Annotated in this window: 19 protein-coding genes; 3 read left to right on the top strand and 16 right to left on the bottom strand. The window is 60.4% G+C overall.

Annotated features, from left to right (window positions below; all coding sequences use genetic code 11):
- The first annotated feature begins 551 nt into the window (after nt 1–551).
- Both HDG32_RS25750 and HDG32_RS25755 read left to right on the top strand, forming a co-directional pair.
- Nucleotides 552–1,034, top strand: coding sequence for an IS21 family transposase (locus HDG32_RS25750; RefSeq protein ID WP_184071756.1), 483 nt, complete (start codon nt 552–554; stop codon nt 1,032–1,034).
- 131 nt (nt 1,035–1,165) lie between these two features.
- Complete coding sequence (locus HDG32_RS25755) at nt 1,166–1,822, top strand: hypothetical protein (protein ID WP_184071758.1); 657 nt, start codon at nt 1,166–1,168, stop codon at nt 1,820–1,822.
- 18 nt (nt 1,823–1,840) lie between these two features.
- Here HDG32_RS25755 and HDG32_RS25760 read toward each other — a convergent pair whose 3' ends face one another.
- The 9 genes from HDG32_RS25760 to HDG32_RS25800 form a co-directional block, all read right to left on the bottom strand.
- A complete protein-coding gene (locus tag HDG32_RS25760; protein WP_311540358.1) occupies nt 1,841–2,920 on the bottom strand; it encodes a phage late control D family protein in 1,080 nt (359 codons plus the stop codon).
- Between the two features lie 2 nt (nt 2,921–2,922).
- Entirely contained in the window at nt 2,923–3,426 is a 504-nt protein-coding gene (locus HDG32_RS25765; RefSeq protein WP_184071760.1) for a phage tail protein, read from the bottom strand.
- Nucleotides 3,427–3,432: 6 nt separating this feature from the next.
- A complete protein-coding gene (locus HDG32_RS25770) occupies nt 3,433–6,333 on the bottom strand; it encodes a hypothetical protein (protein ID WP_184071762.1) in 2,901 nt (966 codons plus the stop codon).
- A complete protein-coding gene (locus HDG32_RS25775; RefSeq protein ID WP_184010705.1) occupies nt 6,330–6,476 on the bottom strand; it encodes a GpE family phage tail protein in 147 nt (48 codons plus the stop codon). Before HDG32_RS25775 ends, HDG32_RS25770 begins: the two co-directional genes overlap by 4 nt.
- An 11-nt stretch (nt 6,477–6,487) precedes the next feature.
- Nucleotides 6,488–7,000 (bottom strand): phage tail assembly protein, encoded by a 513-nt coding sequence (locus HDG32_RS25780; protein WP_311540359.1) that lies wholly within the window; start codon nt 6,998–7,000, stop codon nt 6,488–6,490.
- 63 nt (nt 7,001–7,063) lie between these two features.
- The gene (locus HDG32_RS25785) at nt 7,064–7,573 is read right to left on the bottom strand and encodes a phage major tail tube protein (protein ID WP_184071764.1); all 510 of its coding nucleotides are present in this window, start codon (nt 7,571–7,573) and stop codon (nt 7,064–7,066) included.
- 54 nt (nt 7,574–7,627) lie between these two features.
- The gene (locus HDG32_RS25790) at nt 7,628–8,818 is read right to left on the bottom strand and encodes a phage tail sheath subtilisin-like domain-containing protein (RefSeq protein ID WP_184071766.1); all 1,191 of its coding nucleotides are present in this window, start codon (nt 8,816–8,818) and stop codon (nt 7,628–7,630) included.
- A 63-nt stretch (nt 8,819–8,881) separates the two neighbouring features.
- Nucleotides 8,882–9,595 carry a tail fiber assembly protein gene (locus tag HDG32_RS25795; RefSeq protein WP_184071768.1) on the bottom strand — a complete coding sequence of 238 codons (714 nt, stop codon included), beginning with the start codon at nt 9,593–9,595 and terminating at the stop codon, nt 8,882–8,884.
- Between the two features lie 15 nt (nt 9,596–9,610).
- Nucleotides 9,611–11,782 (bottom strand): phage tail protein, encoded by a 2,172-nt coding sequence (locus HDG32_RS25800; protein WP_184071770.1) that lies wholly within the window; start codon nt 11,780–11,782, stop codon nt 9,611–9,613.
- 234 nt (nt 11,783–12,016) lie between these two features.
- Here HDG32_RS25800 and HDG32_RS25805 point away from each other — a divergent pair, with 234 nt between their 5' ends.
- The gene (locus HDG32_RS25805) at nt 12,017–12,253 is read left to right on the top strand and encodes a hypothetical protein (RefSeq protein WP_184071772.1); all 237 of its coding nucleotides are present in this window, start codon (nt 12,017–12,019) and stop codon (nt 12,251–12,253) included.
- Here HDG32_RS25805 and HDG32_RS25810 read toward each other — a convergent pair.
- The 7 genes from HDG32_RS25810 to lysC all read right to left on the bottom strand — a co-directional run bounded on the left by HDG32_RS25810 (nt 12,239) and on the right by lysC (nt 16,168).
- Nucleotides 12,239–12,781, bottom strand: a complete 543-nt coding sequence (locus HDG32_RS25810) for a phage tail protein I (RefSeq protein WP_184071774.1) — start codon at nt 12,779–12,781, stop codon at nt 12,239–12,241. The two genes, HDG32_RS25805 and HDG32_RS25810, sit on opposite strands and share 15 nt — an antisense overlap.
- Nucleotides 12,771–13,688, bottom strand: a complete 918-nt coding sequence (locus HDG32_RS25815; protein WP_184071776.1) for a baseplate J/gp47 family protein — start codon at nt 13,686–13,688, stop codon at nt 12,771–12,773. Before HDG32_RS25815 ends, HDG32_RS25810 begins: the two co-directional genes overlap by 11 nt.
- The gene (locus HDG32_RS25820) at nt 13,685–14,056 is read right to left on the bottom strand and encodes a GPW/gp25 family protein (RefSeq protein WP_184071778.1); all 372 of its coding nucleotides are present in this window, start codon (nt 14,054–14,056) and stop codon (nt 13,685–13,687) included. The genes HDG32_RS25815 and HDG32_RS25820 overlap by 4 nt, the downstream gene beginning before the upstream one ends.
- Nucleotides 14,053–14,787: a phage baseplate assembly protein V gene (locus tag HDG32_RS25825; RefSeq protein WP_311540365.1), complete on the bottom strand. Its 735-nt coding sequence runs from the start codon at nt 14,785–14,787 to the stop codon at nt 14,053–14,055. The genes HDG32_RS25820 and HDG32_RS25825 overlap by 4 nt, the downstream gene beginning before the upstream one ends.
- A gap of 132 nt (nt 14,788–14,919) precedes the next feature.
- Nucleotides 14,920–15,396 (bottom strand): phage virion morphogenesis protein, encoded by a 477-nt coding sequence (locus tag HDG32_RS25830; protein ID WP_184071973.1) that lies wholly within the window; start codon nt 15,394–15,396, stop codon nt 14,920–14,922.
- Nucleotides 15,393–15,881: a phage tail protein gene (locus HDG32_RS25835; protein WP_184071780.1), complete on the bottom strand. Its 489-nt coding sequence runs from the start codon at nt 15,879–15,881 to the stop codon at nt 15,393–15,395. The genes HDG32_RS25830 and HDG32_RS25835 overlap by 4 nt, the downstream gene beginning before the upstream one ends.
- A complete protein-coding gene (gene lysC / locus HDG32_RS36015) occupies nt 15,878–16,168 on the bottom strand; it encodes an Rz1-like lysis system protein LysC (RefSeq protein WP_221305891.1) in 291 nt (96 codons plus the stop codon). Before lysC ends, HDG32_RS25835 begins: the two co-directional genes overlap by 4 nt.
- Between the last annotated feature and the right edge of the window lie 8 nt (nt 16,169–16,176).

The raw sequence follows: 16,176 nt of genomic DNA on the forward strand, positions 1-16,176 counted from the left end.
CCGGCGCTCCTTAAGGAATGCTGGCCACCAGCCTGAACCCGCAAACACGACATTTCAATTTAGCGGAAACGCGACATCTGAACTTTGGACTAACACCACTCATGTTGATAAATTACATTATGTCAAGTCCGGGCTAGCAGCTAACCGAAGTCTCAAGCCTTAGAACCATCGATCGCACTAAGGCAAGCAAGATGCCGCAAATTCTTCAACCAGCCGATCGAGATGCGCCAGCGAGCGCGCTTTCAATATGAATTCAATATTAATACTGTTTAACAAATCGATAAATCTGCAATCAGCGGAATAAGATTGAGCGTCAATGCGTTTTAGATAAAAAAGGTGAATAAATTCAGAATTGAAATGCGCTACGCCAAGCCGTGGCGGCGTCGTCGCGCGCCTATCGATCACAAAAAAAAAGCTATTAGCGAACGAAGCGAAAAGCCAAAATAAATTTTATTTAGGCATCGCATATTTCTATAACTTCTCCTACAACAACGGCGAGCAGCAAGCAATATGCCGTGCATCGCCGAATGGACCCCGCTGGAGACGCCATAATGAGCTCTGATGCGGACAATGACAGGCGCGAACAATTCGTTAAGCTCACCGAAGGGTTGACGATTGACCGGGTTGCAGAAGTGCTGCACTGCTGCACGCGCAGTGTGCGGAACTGGCTGGCTGGTCGATCCCCCGTCCCGTGGTGGCGAATCGAATTCCTGCGGATCTGGCGCGCAAACGTCGTCGCCGAACCCGACACACCGCCCCTTCCTGAAGGTTCCGAGCTGGCCGACGTCGTGACCGAAGAACAGGAATGCCTCGCGTGGGTATGCATCGTCGCGCCCCATTTCCTTTCCAGTCGCCGGGCCTACGAGCAGTACCTGAAGGGATGGGACGTGGCCGGCAAAATCCGACACGCGAAAGCGACCGGCCAATTTCTGGACGTCCTGCGCCGATGGCGCACCCTGGCAAAAGTCGAAATCAGAAGATGGCGCCACGGCCCGCTTTTCTCTGGCGACGACGCCCCCGTTTCTCCTCGATGAAGCGCTGATCTGCCGGGAACTTACATTCCCCTTCTCTAGATTAATGAGATAAAAACGACGAGGCGCGATGTTAAAATCCCGCGCCTTCGCTTGTAAACCGTTGATTAATGCATTTTGAGTAGGGGTTATGCATGAAGAAGATTCTCAAGTGGGTCGGAATCATTTTGGGTGGAGTTTTTTCTCTGGTTATTGTGGTTGGCGTGCTGTTTCCCGTGCAAACCACCATCCGAAATGAGGCTGTCGCCGCCGCGTCTGAAGTGCCGCCGGCGCGCGCCGCACAGGACAAATCTCTTTCAAGCGATTTCGCTGCGTCCCTGTCCTCTGCATCTGAAATGCCGGAATCAGATCACCTTGACGTCACGCCCGTCGAGTATGAGCGTCGGTTCAACGACATCATGCTAAGCATGAATAAGCCGTACCGCATTAAAGTTAAAAGTACCCGTATCGATGGTGCTACAGATGCGCGCGGCTTCAACATCGCACTGAACGATCATCTGCAAGTCATGGGCGTGGTGGACTCGAAGTCGGGCAAGGTAATGTCCGTGCTGCTAATGGGTGCAACTGACGGCACGAAACGCTCCGTATCAGATATCGGCTATGCGGCTACTGCCGCGTTAGGCGCAGCAACCCCGAACGGATCGGCCAGTACCATAACCCCCGAAATTGAGGCACTTATTCATGCTCATGTCGCTGAGCCCAATGAGGTTGCGCGGCGGAAGTTTAATGGCGTCAAGCTAATGATGACCATCACAGACGCCAGCGTGATGTTTGCCGCCGAACCAGACTGACTGCCTCGAAATCCTTCGCTAACGGGCTTTTGCGAAGTGCGATCGGTGACGGTTTGTTGTTGGATCGTCGGCCATCTCCATTTCGAGATCGGTCGTAAATCCCCCGCTACTGTCCATCTTCGAGACAACGCGTTTGATCAGCCACGGGATTTCGTCAATCTCCGGTTTCCAGCCCGTCGCCGTGACCGACATTTCCGGGTAAGCATCCGGTCGACCCAGCGCGAGCGAGAGATCGAACGTCGCCTGGCCGCGCTGGGTGCGCGCATATTCGGCTTTCGCGGCCGCCGTCGCTTCCTCGCGCGACGCGTACGTTTCGGGCAGCAACTTCACGTTTTTATTGTTGTCGCCGCCGATGACGACGGATTCCTGCTTTCCCTTTTTCGCGGTATGCCAGCGCGCACGAACCGCCGTATAGCTTTCGCGCTGCGACACGTGATAACGGTGCGAGTCGCCGTCCATACGCGTGATCAGGAGTGTCGGCAACGGCTGGCCGCTCGCGCTCGCGCCGGTGCCGATCGGCATGAACAGCAACCGTCCATCCTTGACGGTCATCACGGCGTCGTAACGTTTCGCGAGCCGGGTCAGGAATGACAGATCGCTTTCGCCGGTCTGATCAATATGGGCGATGGTCGTACTTGCGAGCGTGTCATTAAGCGCCAGTTTCAGACCGTGACGCGCGGCGATCGCCTTGACGATATCGCCGATCGTTTTGCGGTGCCAGCTCGTGTCGCGCCGAACGTGCATTTCGTCGGTCATCGACGCCGAGCGCGCGCTGACCGTTATCCGGTCCGGCGAGCCGTCGTGCTCAACTTCGTCGACGGTGTATGTCCCCTTGTCGACGAGCGCCTCGCCGACCCAGCCGATCGACAGACGCACTTCGACGCCGCGTTTCGGGATCGCCAGATCGCCGCGGGAATCGTCCAACACAAGATTGAGCATGTCGGCTTCATCCTCGCGCGACTGCGTGAGCGAAAGGCTGATCAGATACCTGGCGACCGTGCGTGACAGATCGCGCCCGTCGAGCGTGAGCCGATAATCGGCCTGCGGTTGCGGGATGCCCTGAGCTGCGGCGGCCGGCAGCAAAGAAAGTGTCGACACCCTTACCCCTTCTTTTTCGGCTTCACGTACGCGGGCGCATCCGGGACCGGTGCAGCATCAAGCGAACCGGCCGGCCGTGCGCCGGTTGCCGCAACGCCGCTCGCCGCGGTGGCGCCGGTTAGCGCCAGATCGTCGACCCGATCGAGCGTCAGCGTAAAGTCGATTTTCTGCGCGATCCCGATCACGTCGTGATAGGTCTGCGTTTCGTCCAGGGAGCCGATGGTGAAAACGCCGTGGACGTTGCCTAGCATATCCACGAGCACGTAGCCCGCGCCCGTGTCGGCCATGTCAGTAAGCATGTCGAGCGATGCCGCGGTGCCGAGCTGCCCCGGCGCGATCACGCCGGCGATTGTGATCGAGTCATCGCCCGGCCCGTTGTACTGGTTCGCATCGCGTGCGCCCACGCGCGAGTTCTTCGCGTGCTTCCAGTTGCGTTTGCGCTGCAGTTCATGAAACAGCGCCGTGCTCATGCTGAACACGAACTGACCGAGACAGAGCACGACCATTGCTAGTTACCCCCTGTCCGAAAAATTCGATCCGGCGCGGCGCGCCTTGTCCCGCTCGTGCTGCTCGAGCAATTGGCGGAACCGCGTTTCGATCGTCGCGAGCGCCGACGAGTCGGGCATGCTCCCGCCCGGCGGGAAATTGAAGTTGATCGTATAGGTCGTCGCGCCGGCGGCGGCCGACATCGGCGCCACGGCCATCGGGCCGCGCCGGTCGAACATGGGTTTATCGGACGCGAACAGCGAAGCGCCCGCACTAAACGCGTTAGCGGCCGTTCCGGCGAGTCGCGCGACGGCGCCGGCTACGCGGGGTCGCTCGCCCTCGATGCCGAGCGCCGCACCCTGTCCGATAAAGCCACCGAGCATGCCGAATACACGGCTAGGGCTATGAATGCCGAGCTTTTCCTTGAACCAGGCGACCGTTGAATTAGCGACAGTCGTGATTGCGTCCTTTACCGCACCAAGTCCGGCCGTGATGCCTTCGACGAGTCCCGATATCAGGTTTCTTCCCATTTCGATAAACCGTGGCCCCGCGCTGCTGAACCATTCGCCGATACTGCCAAGCTTTGTCTTGAACCATTCGACGGTGGCGTGCCATTTCTCTTTGATCCAGTCTCCAGCGGCGCTGAACGCTCCGCTGATTGACGCCCACAGCGCCTTGAATTTCGGTCCGAGTGTGTCCCAATGCTCCCAGATGTAGAACGCCGCCATCGCAACGAGTCCGGTCACGGCCAAGATCGGATTAGCCATCGCCGCCCGACCAAGCGTCATCAGTGCCTTGCCAGCAATCTGGAGTGCCCCGACCAGCCCGCCCCTGAACAGGGACGCCAGGCCGCTGAAAACGGTGCGCAGGATACCGCCCTGCATGCCTAACATGGACAGCCCATATTGCGTCAGCGCAAGCGGACCGATCATCGACGCGAGACCGAGCGTTATCGTGCCGCCGGCGCCGATCAGCAGGCCGAGCCCAGCGAGCCCTACCACCAGCGCCTTTGTCACCGTCTGGTGCCGTTCGGTAAAGCCAGTCACGCGGTCGATCAACGACGCGGTCAAACCGAGCGCGCGGTTGTACACCGGCAGAATCTTTTCACCGAGCTCTTTTTCGAGCGTCGCCTTTTTCGCGAACGCATCCATTTCGCCGCCGTACGCGGTGCCCATTCCTTCGCTATACAACGCGTCGACGCCGAACGCTTTTGGCGCACTCTCGCGATGCTTCAGAATGTTCGCCCGCTCGAGATACAGCGACGAAAACAGATCGCCGCCCTTGCGCGACGAAAATAGCTGGCTAATCTTCCCGATGACCTGCTGATCGTTCAGCTTGCCAGTTGGATTGATTTTCGGAATAACGACTTTCATCAGGTATTCAAACGGGTCCGTCTTGTACAGATCGACCTGTTTGAGCGCGTCGCCCATGATCTTCGTCACGTGTCCGGTTTTCCCGTACTTGACCGACTTCTTATCGATCAGCCCCAGCTTTACCAAATCCTCGCCGGATTGCTGCGTTGTGCGTCCCTGCGCCCAATTCGTGTACGCGCTCATGAGCCCCGTACCCGCGCGAAAGCCGCCCATTTCCTGCATGGTGTGCAGCAACCCGAAATAAAACGCATTGTCGCCGAGTTGCTTTGCCGCTACGCCGCCGGTTTTGATTGCATTCAGGAAGTCCTCTGGCTTCACCGTGCCGCCCGAAGCCACATAGGCTTTCGTCGCGTTGTCGACGGCCTGTTTGAACGCGGCCGGGCTTTTCAATGATCCGCGCAGTTCGGTCGTTTTAACCAGGTCCATCAACATCTGTTCGGCCTGCTCGCCGTGGCCTTCGCCGTGGCCGCGACCGGCCATCACGGTTTCGATACCGACCTTCATCCGCGCGAGGATCGGCGCCATTTCCTCGGCGTGGTGCATGTCGCGGGTAATCGTAAAGGTTTCCTTCAATAATTTGACCTTGTCGAGCTTACTCAAGCCCTTGACGTCCATCTTATCGGCGAACGAAATCGCATCATGGAGTTTCGAAGCACCGATGCCGAGCGCACGGAACTGAGCCACCTGTTGCTCGTATTGCTTCGCCGCATCCAAAGCACCCTCGATACCGCCCACCATCCGCCCGCCCGTAGAGCGGGCCGCATACCCGGCGACGGCCATATTCGACGCTAACGCCTGGCTTTTGCCGAGATGTTCACGGGCGGCCGCCATGCTCCGCAGTCGCTTATCCTGCCTCTCGAGCGACGCACTGGTCTTTTCGATGCTTGTGCGCAAGGAGGTTTCGTGCTGCGCTAATTTGCGGGTATCAATGCCGGATTGCTGAAGCGCACCACTCGTGCGCCGCAATACTTGCAGCCTTTCTCGGTAGGACACGCGCAATTTTTCCGAGGCGCCTTGTGCGTCGGTGTACTGGCGCCTCAGATCGCGCAATTGACGCAAATTGATGGGCGTTTGTCCGGCAAGATTTTTTTGCGCCTCCTGTATCCGCAAAATTTCCTTACGCGCCGCGAGCTGCGCGTCGGTCAACTTGCGATACTCTGCGGCATATGCCGACGTTTTTGATTTGTTCCCCGTCAGTTGATTAATAGCCTGCAACGACTTGAAATTCTGATCGAATGCGGCTTTGGCTGATTTAAGTTGTTTTGCCAGTTCCAGCTTCTTGACGGCCGGACCTTCCAGTGCGTCAAGTTGCTGGCGTAATGCCCGCGCCTTGTCGCTGGCCGCGCGCATTTCGAGTCCGCTTTCCTTAATGCTCCGCTTCAGGTTGCGAAAGGCAGTCAACTGTTTTTGTTGGCGACCAAGTTCGCCGAGCTGTTTTTTTGTTTCTGCGATCTCGCGCGATAGCCCCTTGGTCCCCGACATGACACTTTTGAGCGGCCGCGCGGCGCGATCCACCATGTCAAACACGACGCGAAGTTTCAGATCGTGACTCACTTTTTCTCCGCCCAAGGGTTGCGGGCTATCACATCATTTTCGTAACGGGCGCGCGCCCGTTCCCGCCAGTCTGAGAGCTCGTCGACAGACATTGCGCCCATCACGTCCGGCGTCCAGCCGAACACGGTTGCGATGTCTGCCATAGCGTCTTCGACTACGACCGGGATGCCAATTTCTCGCGCTGCGCCTTCGGCAGAAAAAAACCGATGATGACCTCGCCGAACTTGGCGAGATCGGCCGGGTCGAGTCCGTCGACCTCGTGCTTGACCAGAGTCGGCATGGAAATGCGCGGCAGCACGAGCAGCAGCGCATTAACGTCGCCGCTCAAAAGATCATCGAGCCGCACGCCGCGCAATTCGCCTGAACTCGGCTTGCGCAACACCACTTGCAGGATGTCGGTATTGCCGCGACGGATCGGCTCGTCGAGCGTAACTGCGTTGTCCGGCTTCTGCGCCGGCGTGGCGTTGCCGTAAACTGCGGCTTCCGGTGGAAGGTGACCGGGGTTTGCGCCATGACTGTGAGGCAAATCGTCGACCCCTTGAAAATTGGCGCCTGGAAGTACGTAAGACTGACCAGGGTCCATCATCGGATGCGAAAGGCCGGGGTCCGACAGCGTGTGCGAATGGCTGGTGGTTGCTGCGATGTTCGTCGGATTCAATGTATCCACGTTGCTTGCTCCAGTTGCTCAAAAAATAGTTTGCGAAAATGCACGGCCCGCGGCCGCGCGCGATCAGATACCGAGAATGCGCCGCACTTCGGCGAGCACGTCTTTACCGCCCATCACGGCGATAAAGTTGATCAGGTCAATCTCGATCACGTCGTCGCCGTCGATTGTCAGCTTGTAGTACGTGAGCGGCATCGTCGCCTTGACGGTCGTTTTGTCGCCCGGCTTGAACGAACCGAAATCGAGTTCCTTCTGGCGGCCGTGTACGACGATTTCAACGGCCGACCAGTCGCCGGTGTCGTCGTTCTGCACGGCGCCGGCAAAGCGCAACATGATGGCATCGGCGGTGATCGCGCCGAACTGCGTGAGCATGTCCTTATCGATGCCGCCGACCGACCACTCGAATTCCATGCCCTCCATACCCATGTCGAGCTGTACGGGTCCGAGCATCCCGGCGCCCCGCCATTCCTCCATTTTCCGCGTCAGTTTTGGCGGAGTAACTTCCTCCGCCTTGCCCCGATACGACACGCCGTTTTGAAACACATTGAAGTGCTTCAGGACCGCTGGCATTCCCATGATTCGTGCTCCTTCCTGTAACGATGACCCGGCACAAACGCGCCGACGAGTCGGTTAGCCTGCGGCGACCTGTTGGGCAAAATCCATCAGGTATTCGTCCGTCTGCACCTGAATGAGTGTCAGGTTTTCGAGTGGCGGCGTCGGCGTGTAGCGATATCGCACGGCGAGCTTGCCGTCGATCAGCTCAGCGACGCCGTTGCGGTCAACCGGGAAATCGGCACTCGCGCCGATCAGCTGGCCCCGTGCAACCATCGATCGGAATTTGGCGCGGATCGACGCAATGATGTCGCGGGGCAGTATCGGAACGATCACGCCGTCGATAACCGGCATTTGCGCTTCTGCGATCGTGTCCGCGAGCACTTGCGCGGTGCGCGTGTAGCTTTCGAACTCGAAGCGCGGATCGTCGGCCGTCGTGCGCGAACCCCAGAAGCGGAAACCATCGCGATTGATCAGCGTTGTGACCTGATTTTCGTTCAGGAAACCCGCATCGGTCGCCGGGTTTTGCAAATCCCACGAAACGGATTTGCTGATGCCGGTCACCCCATTGACGCCGATATTGGAAATCGTCCGGTTCCAGCCGATCAGCTGATCGATTTTCGCGCGCAGACCGACAGCGTAGGCGACGGCCGGAACCTCGACCGACTCCGACTGCTGATCGTCCCATGCGATGAAATCCGGCCAGATGATCATGATTTCACGCTGGCCGAACTGTTTGCGGTACAGCGCGGCCGCCTCTTTCGTCTGAACGAGTTCGCCGTCGTCGTCTCGCGCGGCGACATAGGCCATCGCGCGCGTCGCCTGTCCGAGCGCCGCCAGCACGTTTGCAACCGGTTGCGTATCGAGCCACGGCGCGGCAAGAATGCGCGGCTTGACACCCACAATGCCGGGCGCCGCCTCGAGCGCCTTACTCCCGGTCCGCTTGCCTTCTGGCGTTACCGTGCCGATCACGTTTGACGTTGTTTCGGCGGCGTCTTCGCCTTCGGCGACGCGCACGACAACGGTTTGCGGCCGCGCCTGCAGCGAAATCGCATTGAGCACCGTGTACAGCGTGCCCGAACGGCCAGCCTTGCCGAGCGCGCCTTCAACGTCCGTCAGAAGCACGGGCGTGTCGAGCGGAAATGCGTCTTCGTCGGCATCGTCGGCCGTGCAGATGATGCCGATAACAGCAGTCGAAATCGTCGTTATCGGCCGTACGCTATCGGGCGATTCTTCGACGGTTACGCCGTGGTGAAAGTCCTGCGCCATGATGTCGAACTCCTGTCGTCATTGCGGGCAACCGGCCCGCCGGTGTTGCGGCGTTACGCCGGTTCATTCCTGTTTCGTTTCGCTTTTCGCTGGCGCGTCGTCCTGAGACGCGGCTGGCTCCGTTGAATCCGCTTCTGGCTCCGGTTCGAAATGCGGCTCCGGTGGAATCTGCTGTTCCGGTTCAGGCTCCGCTTCCGGCGGTGGCGGCGTCCACGGGGCCGGCGTATCGGGCCATTGCACGTCGTCCGGCGACGCCGCGGTTTTGAGCGCACGTACTAGCGCCATCTGGTACGCCGACCACGCCTTGAAGTAGTACGTCTGTTCGTCATCGAGCAGCCCCGCCGCGAGCGCGTCGGCCTTGCCGGCGTTTTCGTTTCGCGCCCTTGCCATGAGCCGCTCGAAATCCGCGATCATCGCGTCGTGCTTTTCCTGCGCGATCAATTCGGGCGATACGGCCCATTCGCCGTCGATCCACGTATGACGCAGCGACGGTCGCGGGTTATCGGTCAAATTGAGATCGGCTGGCGTAATGCCGGGCGCAACGATTTCTGTCGGCTCGCCGTTGTCCGTGCGGTACAGCATCCGACCACGATGATCGGGCAGCAAAACCCACGCGCCGTCGCGATAGAACGGCCACGTGCGCGGCGCGCGGTCGGGTAGCGAATCTATGGTGCTGAACGCGGGCAGCAGCCACCTGTCCTCGTTTCGCGGATCGACGTCGGCCAGACCGCTCGAAACGTAGGCGCCCGTCGCCGCGTCGTACTGGTGAATGAGCATGGTTTCTCCCTGAAGTCAGTAAGCGCGGATCATTGCGAGTAGCGCGACCGAGCGCACGCGCGTTTCCGCTCCACCGTCCGCGTTCACGGTGATCGCATGGTCGTGGCCGCCCGCGCTATACATGCCGACGCTGTGCGCGTGATTGCCATCGCCATTGATTGCAAGGTTTGATTGACTGAGGGTGGTTTTCCAATGGTCGGTCTGATTGACGCCGCCGCCAGAAGGACCGAAGTAGCCTTTGTTCTGGCCGGCATTGGCCCCTCTTGCGTCGATCCACGTCTCATGATCATGTCCATAGTCCGACACGACGTGGCCGTGAAAGCCTTGGACATCGGTCCATGCGGTGTGCCCGTGATCGCCTCGCACGTCCGTATATGCGCCGTGCGCGTGCGAACGGTTCTGGCTGTCTTGCCACGAACCGATCGAGCGCGATGCATCGATGCCGCGGCCGTCATCCCAGCACCGTATGCTCTCGCCGCGCAGCTCAGGAATCCGGAACGTGGTCGCCCCGTCGCCGGCTGAAAAACACCCCCAATTGCCCCCGCTCCATTTGTTTTCATCGACAAGTGCGCCGCTCGCCTGCGCATACGCCCACAGGGCCGGATAGTCGGCGCGCCTGAGCTCGGCGCCGTTTGCCTTCAGGTAGCCCGCGCGTGCAGACGTGCGCGGCTCCATGACGATCTGACCGACCGCGGCCGCGGCGATCGAAGACACCACCCATTCGGTCGTCGCGAACTGGTTTGACGCGTCGCCGGCCGGCGGCGTTGGTCCTTTTGCCGGGCGGTCGAACACGGTCGCATCCGACAGAAAGCGCGCAGTCTGAGAGCCGCCGCACGCGACGCCCAATGCGCCGTCTGTCGTGCGAAACAGCCCGGTATCGGCCGCGCCATCGCCGAGCATCGCGATCGCCGGTCGTGCGGCGGTGCCCGCGCTATTGAGAACAGCCTGGCCAGCCTGATTGACTAGCACCTTGGTAACGCCGAGGATCTGGATTCCTACCCCCACCGCACCGGCTGTTGGCGCGGTATTGGCCTTATCCGTGGTCGAGTTCAGATAAAGACACTTTGCAGCGGTGACGCGCGAGTAGGAGCCAATAAAGTTATCAATGTCGGTGCTGGCAAACTTCGGCGCCGCCGCAATTCCGAGCCATTGCTGTGTATCGCCGTAGCGAAAAGCCGCAACCGAATGGCCCACATTCGGATTCATTACCTGCACCGGGCTCGAACCGTCATCGCTCAGGATGCTGAATAAAAACCGGCCAGCGTGGTAACTATTCGCCGAACCGACTGAATACATATTCCATCGACCCGCGCCAGCTGAGATTCGACTGAACAAGCCATAGACATTGCCGGGCCCGACGACGTCCTGGATATAGAAGGCGGTGTAATTCGCAAGCGTCGCGCCTGCGCCAACCGCAGCCCCCGCCGCATAGAAGCCGATCAGATTCGTCATCGTGAAACCGGCGTCTTTGACCTTTGGATATGCAATGAACGCATAACCGCTTGCCGTGGCGTTTTCGTTAAACTCGGTAGCCGAGTAGACGCCATATTGCACGGTCGACGTGCCAACTGATTTTCCGTTGGCATAGAGCGTCACCTGCGGCGAGAGCGCGGCATCCGAACCGGCGGCCATATAACCGTCCGGGTGTATCAAAACACCGGGCGCATTGAATGCGCCGTCGCCAGCCGTGTCGTTCGAAAACGTAATCTGGCCGGCTTTCTGCACGATGCGCGCGCCTCTCCCGCCGCTGGCACGGTCGACAAGCTGGATTGTTGGTTGGTCCGACTCGACGGACAATCCGCGATAGGTCAAACGCAATACGCGCGACTGGTTCGCATCACTCTGTGCGTCGTTGGGAACTCTGTTCAGCCAGAAGTCCAGATATTCGGTGCCCCATGTGCCTGCGTCGAATCCACTGCGCACGGATGCAACGTAGCGGGTGTTCGTATCGCCCCCGGTGCCGAACGTACCGTAAAGGCGCAATTTGGCCTGCTGACCAGGCGCACCGCTTGCGCCGCGTAGCTCGAGCTGCGCATCGGTCTCCGTTGGCGCCGTAATAATCCGTACGGGGCCGCTGAAATCGTCCCCAGCGCGACTGGCATATCGAGCGGCGGCCGTTTTCGGTGTGAGAACGCTCCGGTCGTCTGCGCCGGCATTTACTTCGTCCTGCGTGGCGAGCCGGACCACGCCCAATTCATCGGTCGATGCCGGCGGGTTCAGAAATGTCGTGTCGCCGAGTATGAGCTGCGACGCGTCAAATGACGCGAATTTGACGTCGGCCGACAGCAGCATCTTTGCCTGCGGCGACTTCTCTGTTATCGGGGTGTCCTGCACATACAGGCCGAACAACTCGCCAGAATCAAGATACAACGCGAACGCGTACATCGTGTACTGATCGCGATCAGTATCGAGCATCGTCACGTGGATCTGATCGGGCGCGACGGTCTGGCCGCCAAACGTGGAAAGACGCTTGTACTCGCCCGGCATGGCTGTCATGTCTGGCGAGAATTCGAACGGTTGCACGCCGATGCCGATTTCGACGACTTCCCTTTTGTTCGTGCCAGTGTTGCCCGGCGACACAAACGCGGCGCGGCCGGCATCGGTGATGCGAAACGGAATTCCTGTTACGTCCATGATTTGCTGTCAGTCCGTCAGTGATAGCCGCCGATATGTCGCGACCTGAGCGCCCGCGATAACCGGTTGCGTTGCGTCTACCGAAAACCCTTGCGTGAACGTGTAATGCGAGCGCAAAGACTTCGCGCGATCGACCTCACGGAGAATGTCCGCAATGTAAGCGGCGGATGCCGGATTGCCATCCTGCGCCGCGATGGTCAGATAGAGCTCAAACGTGTAAGGCTCGCCCGGCGGCTCCATTTCGAACCACTCCCGCATGGCGATATTTGCGCCGAAACTCTGCACCGCCGCGCGCACCGCCGCGACCGTGCCCGCGCGCATGGCGATCGGAATAGCAGCCTTCACGCGCGCACGCCTGATCCATTCCGGCCAGTCGTTGCTCCAGGTCATTACCCCGACTTCCCATGCGAGCCACGGCAGCAGATCGAGCGGGATCGTGTCGGGGTTCTTCAGATCGGCGATCGGAACCGGCAATTCGCCAATGCGCGCGTTGATGGCAGCAATCGCGCGCATCAACGGTGTTGCATTCGGCGGTAATACACTATTCGTCATCGGGGCTTTCCATCGCTACGTCGACGTCCGCCGGGTCACACCAGGGCGCCTGTGTCTTCGTTACCGTCACGTCCGCCGCCGGTTCGATGAGCGTTACACGCTCGACGCCTTCGACGTGCAACGCCGCATAGATGCCCGATAACGTCACCTCGCGCCCGATCCGGTGTGACCGTTCCCGATAGTCGGCCAGGCGATCGAGAGCTTCCTGCAGGACTACGCTCGAATCCGGTCCTGAAAACGGTCTGATCCTCGCGACGACGCTATATCGCACAACTTCAGCGGCCTGCACCTTCACGTGGTCCGTAATCGGCCGCACGTCGTCATCACTCAACGCCGCGTTCACCGCATCAATGACGCCTTGATCCGGCGTGCCGTCGCCACGCCGTGACAGGATCGTCACGAGCACATCGCCGGGTTCTGGCGACGTTGCTGAGGCGTCGAGCACGTCGCCGTGCGCGTTGCGTGCGTGCGACTGATAGGCAAGTTCCGGCCCGGCGACAGAGAACCCTTGCGGCGCGAGCTGCGTTCGATATCGCAAATCGCCGTCTTTTTCCATCACGGCGGCCGCGCCGGTTTCAGGGTCGGCCGGCTCGATCTCCAGCCGCTCGACGTCAAAGAACGCGGCCAGATGCTCAAGCGTCGTTCCTTCAGCGAACGCCAGCAAGACGCTTCGCGCGGCATCGTTAATTTTCTGGATCAGATAAATCTCGCGATAGACACTTTCCTGCAAAACAATCGCGATCGGCTCGGACTCCAGTTCGAGCGCCGCCGCTACTTCGGCCTGTCGATCTTCCGGCATGAGCGCGATCACGCCGGCCTTGCGTTCCGCCAGAGCAGCCTCGAAATCGATCTGCTCGACAACATCAGGAGCCGGCAGACGCGACAGATCGATCGGCGCCGTGCTCATTGATTCCCCTTGACGGCGACCGTTGTGCGGATCGGCACACGGGTTCCGTTCGTCACTTCGTAACCCTTGATCAGCACAGGAAGTCGGCCATCACGGAATTCGCCGGACGCCATCGCCGTACTGTCAAAAGTGACCGACTCCAGCACGAGACGCGGCTCCCACGTCATCAGCGCCGTTGCGACCGCCGCATAAATGCGCGCCATGCTTTCGCGGTTGCCGATAGCGTCGACGAGATCAGGCAATTCCGATCCGAACGTGCGACGCTTGACGCGGAGTGCGAGCGGCGTCGTCAGGATGATTCCGACCGATTGGGAAAGATGGGCGGCACCGCTGATCGAGCGGCCGGTGTTGGCGTTCATGCCGATCATGAGCCGCCGCCTGTCGGGATCGCTTTGCTGGTTCGCGCGAATTCGCCCTGAGCGTCGTGCGGGTGATTGACGAGACTGACGCCGCCGGCGTCGAAATCGGGCGCGGACACGGTGCCCGTATATTCAGCGCTGCCTTTGATCCTGATGACCGATGCGCCGCCCTCGCCGCCCTCGCCCGTTGCGCCAGACAGAAAGGAAAGCGGACCCTCGACAGTAAGCGCGCCCTTGCAGGTGGTCTGCGGCGCGTCGAACGTGATGGATTGCGACGCCTGCACCGTGGCGGTTTTCGTGTTGATCTCGACGGTCGCCGGCGCCGCCATTCTGATAACGCCGCCTTCCGGCAATGCGACCGTCAGCGCGTGGCCTTCTTCGTCGTACGCGATACGCGCGCCGTCGCCAAACTGAAACACGTGCTCGCTGATGCTCGCGGACGGCGCCGGGTTTTCTTCGGAATACAGCGCACCTGTTACGGTCGCTTGTGACAGATCGCCATTCGGGCATGCCACGCGCACCTGTTCACCGATCGTCGGCGCGCTCCATGAACGCATGCCGCCGGCGCGCGCAGCTTCAAACGGAATCCAGTCGGACTCCTGTCCCTGATCGTCGATCGACGGATCGCCGATCGCCACGCGACAGCGCGGCGCCGCCGGATCGGAAACGTCGACGTCGATCACGCGCCCTGTCTGGATCGTGTTCCGCGCCCTGCGCTGCGCTTCGTTTGCCTTGTCCACCGTGATCCCGTGCGTATGTCATGAATACGCCCATCGTGCCGCGCGCGCACACGCCGGGCGAGTGATCGCGCCGGGACTCGGACTGGGTACAGAATCAGGGGGAATGCGCGCGCCAGTGGAGCGGCGCGACGATTACGAGTTTATGTGCTCGACCAGCATGTCGCGGATAAATGAGTGATCGGCGTCAGTGAAACCGAGCAGCACGCGACGAGGATACCGGTAGGTCGGACCGTGCGGATCGACGGGCGCGCGCTGCCCCTCCTGATGGACCGCCGCGATCTGCGCCACGCGACCCTCGAACCCGACGGCAAGGCCGCCGTCTGTCACTTCGACTTTCAGCCATTTCGCCGTGCGGAGTTTGGCGAACATCGCCTGTCGCTTAATGCGGCCGACGCTCGCACGCGCGCCCGCTTTCCTGCGCCCGCGCTTTCGCTTGCGCGGATCGTAGGCGGACCCGTCCGGGTTCTTTTGTGCGGCGATGCGCGCGCTCTGACGCTTGCGCAGCTCGCGCGCGATTTTGAGCAGCAACGCGCGCCGATTGGGCGCGGCGAGCTTCGACAGCAGTTCGCCCGCCCACGCCTCGATCGGCGCCGTCAGATCGTCATTCATGGGCCGGTGTCGCCGATCGGTTTGGCGCCGGTCGCGGCGTCGCGCGGCCGCAGCCATCCGGCCGAGTCCAGGTTGATATTGGCCGGCAAACTGTCATCGACGCGTTTGAATGAGCGCGTGCCGTCTTCGTGTTGGACCTCGACGGCACGCTCCACCAGCCGCACTCGAATCGACAGATCGACGCATGCGTTGTTCAGGATGTCCGCCTCGAACGTGATACCGGTCGTGGCATTGTCGGGGTTATCGAGCAGGTCCGGTTGATTGGCCTTTGCCCATTCGAGAATGGCGGCCATCAATACGTCATTGTCTCCGGTGAAATCCGTCAGCAGCAGCCAGGCAACATACGTCCACTGAAATGATGCTGATTTGGTGCCGGTGCCCGTCACCGAGCCATTGTCGATAAACACGAGCAGCCTGTCGGGGTTCTCCGCGAGCTGCGGGAAAGCCGCCGTAATGGCCGCGCGCAGCGAATCGATTTTTTTCATGGTGCGGGCGCCGAAGTTGGCGCGGGCATTGCGGCCCGCTTTTGCTGGCATTCATAAATCATGTCGACCACCGCCGCGCAGTTTGCCCACGCCCCCTTAGCGGCCGTCAGCGCCTTGTTCAGATCGCCGTTCGTCGTCGGCGCCGTTGCAGGCAGTTTGCAGCGCGTCACCGTCTGGCACTCGTTGATAGAAACCACAGGCGCCGGTGATAGCGGGGCCTGTTTGCAGGCGGGCAATATCATCAGGCAGGCGAGTATCAGCCCACGCGCGGGCTTCTGGCGATTCATTCAGGATT

The sequence above is a fragment of the Paraburkholderia sp. CI2 genome (assembly GCF_014201055.1).
GTDB classification, from domain to species: domain Bacteria; phylum Pseudomonadota; class Gammaproteobacteria; order Burkholderiales; family Burkholderiaceae; genus Paraburkholderia; species Paraburkholderia tuberum.

Bases quoted from the DNA above. Each gene is read 5' to 3' on its own strand.
- HDG32_RS25750 (WP_184071756.1), top strand. From the start codon at position 552: ATGAGCTCTGATGCGGACAATGACAGGCGCGAACAATTCGTTAAGCTC.
- HDG32_RS25755 (WP_184071758.1), top strand. From the start codon at position 1,166: ATGAAGAAGATTCTCAAGTGGGTCGGAATCATTTTGGGTGGAGTTTTT.
- HDG32_RS25765 (WP_184071760.1), bottom strand. From the start codon at position 3,426: ATGGTCGTGCTCTGTCTCGGTCAGTTCGTGTTCAGCATGAGCACGGCG.
- HDG32_RS25775 (WP_184010705.1), bottom strand. From the start codon at position 6,476: ATGGCAGACATCGCAACCGTGTTCGGCTGGACGCCGGACGTGATGGGC.
- HDG32_RS25785 (WP_184071764.1), bottom strand. From the start codon at position 7,573: ATGGGAATGCCAGCGGTCCTGAAGCACTTCAATGTGTTTCAAAACGGC.
- HDG32_RS25790 (WP_184071766.1), bottom strand. From the start codon at position 8,818: ATGGCGCAGGACTTTCACCACGGCGTAACCGTCGAAGAATCGCCCGAT.
- HDG32_RS25795 (WP_184071768.1), bottom strand. From the start codon at position 9,595: ATGCTCATTCACCAGTACGACGCGGCGACGGGCGCCTACGTTTCGAGC.
- HDG32_RS25810 (WP_184071774.1), bottom strand. From the start codon at position 12,781: ATGACGAATAGTGTATTACCGCCGAATGCAACACCGTTGATGCGCGCG.
- HDG32_RS25815 (WP_184071776.1), bottom strand. From the start codon at position 13,688: ATGAGCACGGCGCCGATCGATCTGTCGCGTCTGCCGGCTCCTGATGTT.
- HDG32_RS25820 (WP_184071778.1), bottom strand. From the start codon at position 14,056: ATGATCGGCATGAACGCCAACACCGGCCGCTCGATCAGCGGTGCCGCC.
- HDG32_RS25830 (WP_184071973.1), bottom strand. From the start codon at position 15,396: ATGAATGACGATCTGACGGCGCCGATCGAGGCGTGGGCGGGCGAACTG.
- HDG32_RS25835 (WP_184071780.1), bottom strand. From the start codon at position 15,881: ATGAAAAAAATCGATTCGCTGCGCGCGGCCATTACGGCGGCTTTCCCG.
- lysC (WP_221305891.1), bottom strand. From the start codon at position 16,168: ATGAATCGCCAGAAGCCCGCGCGTGGGCTGATACTCGCCTGCCTGATG.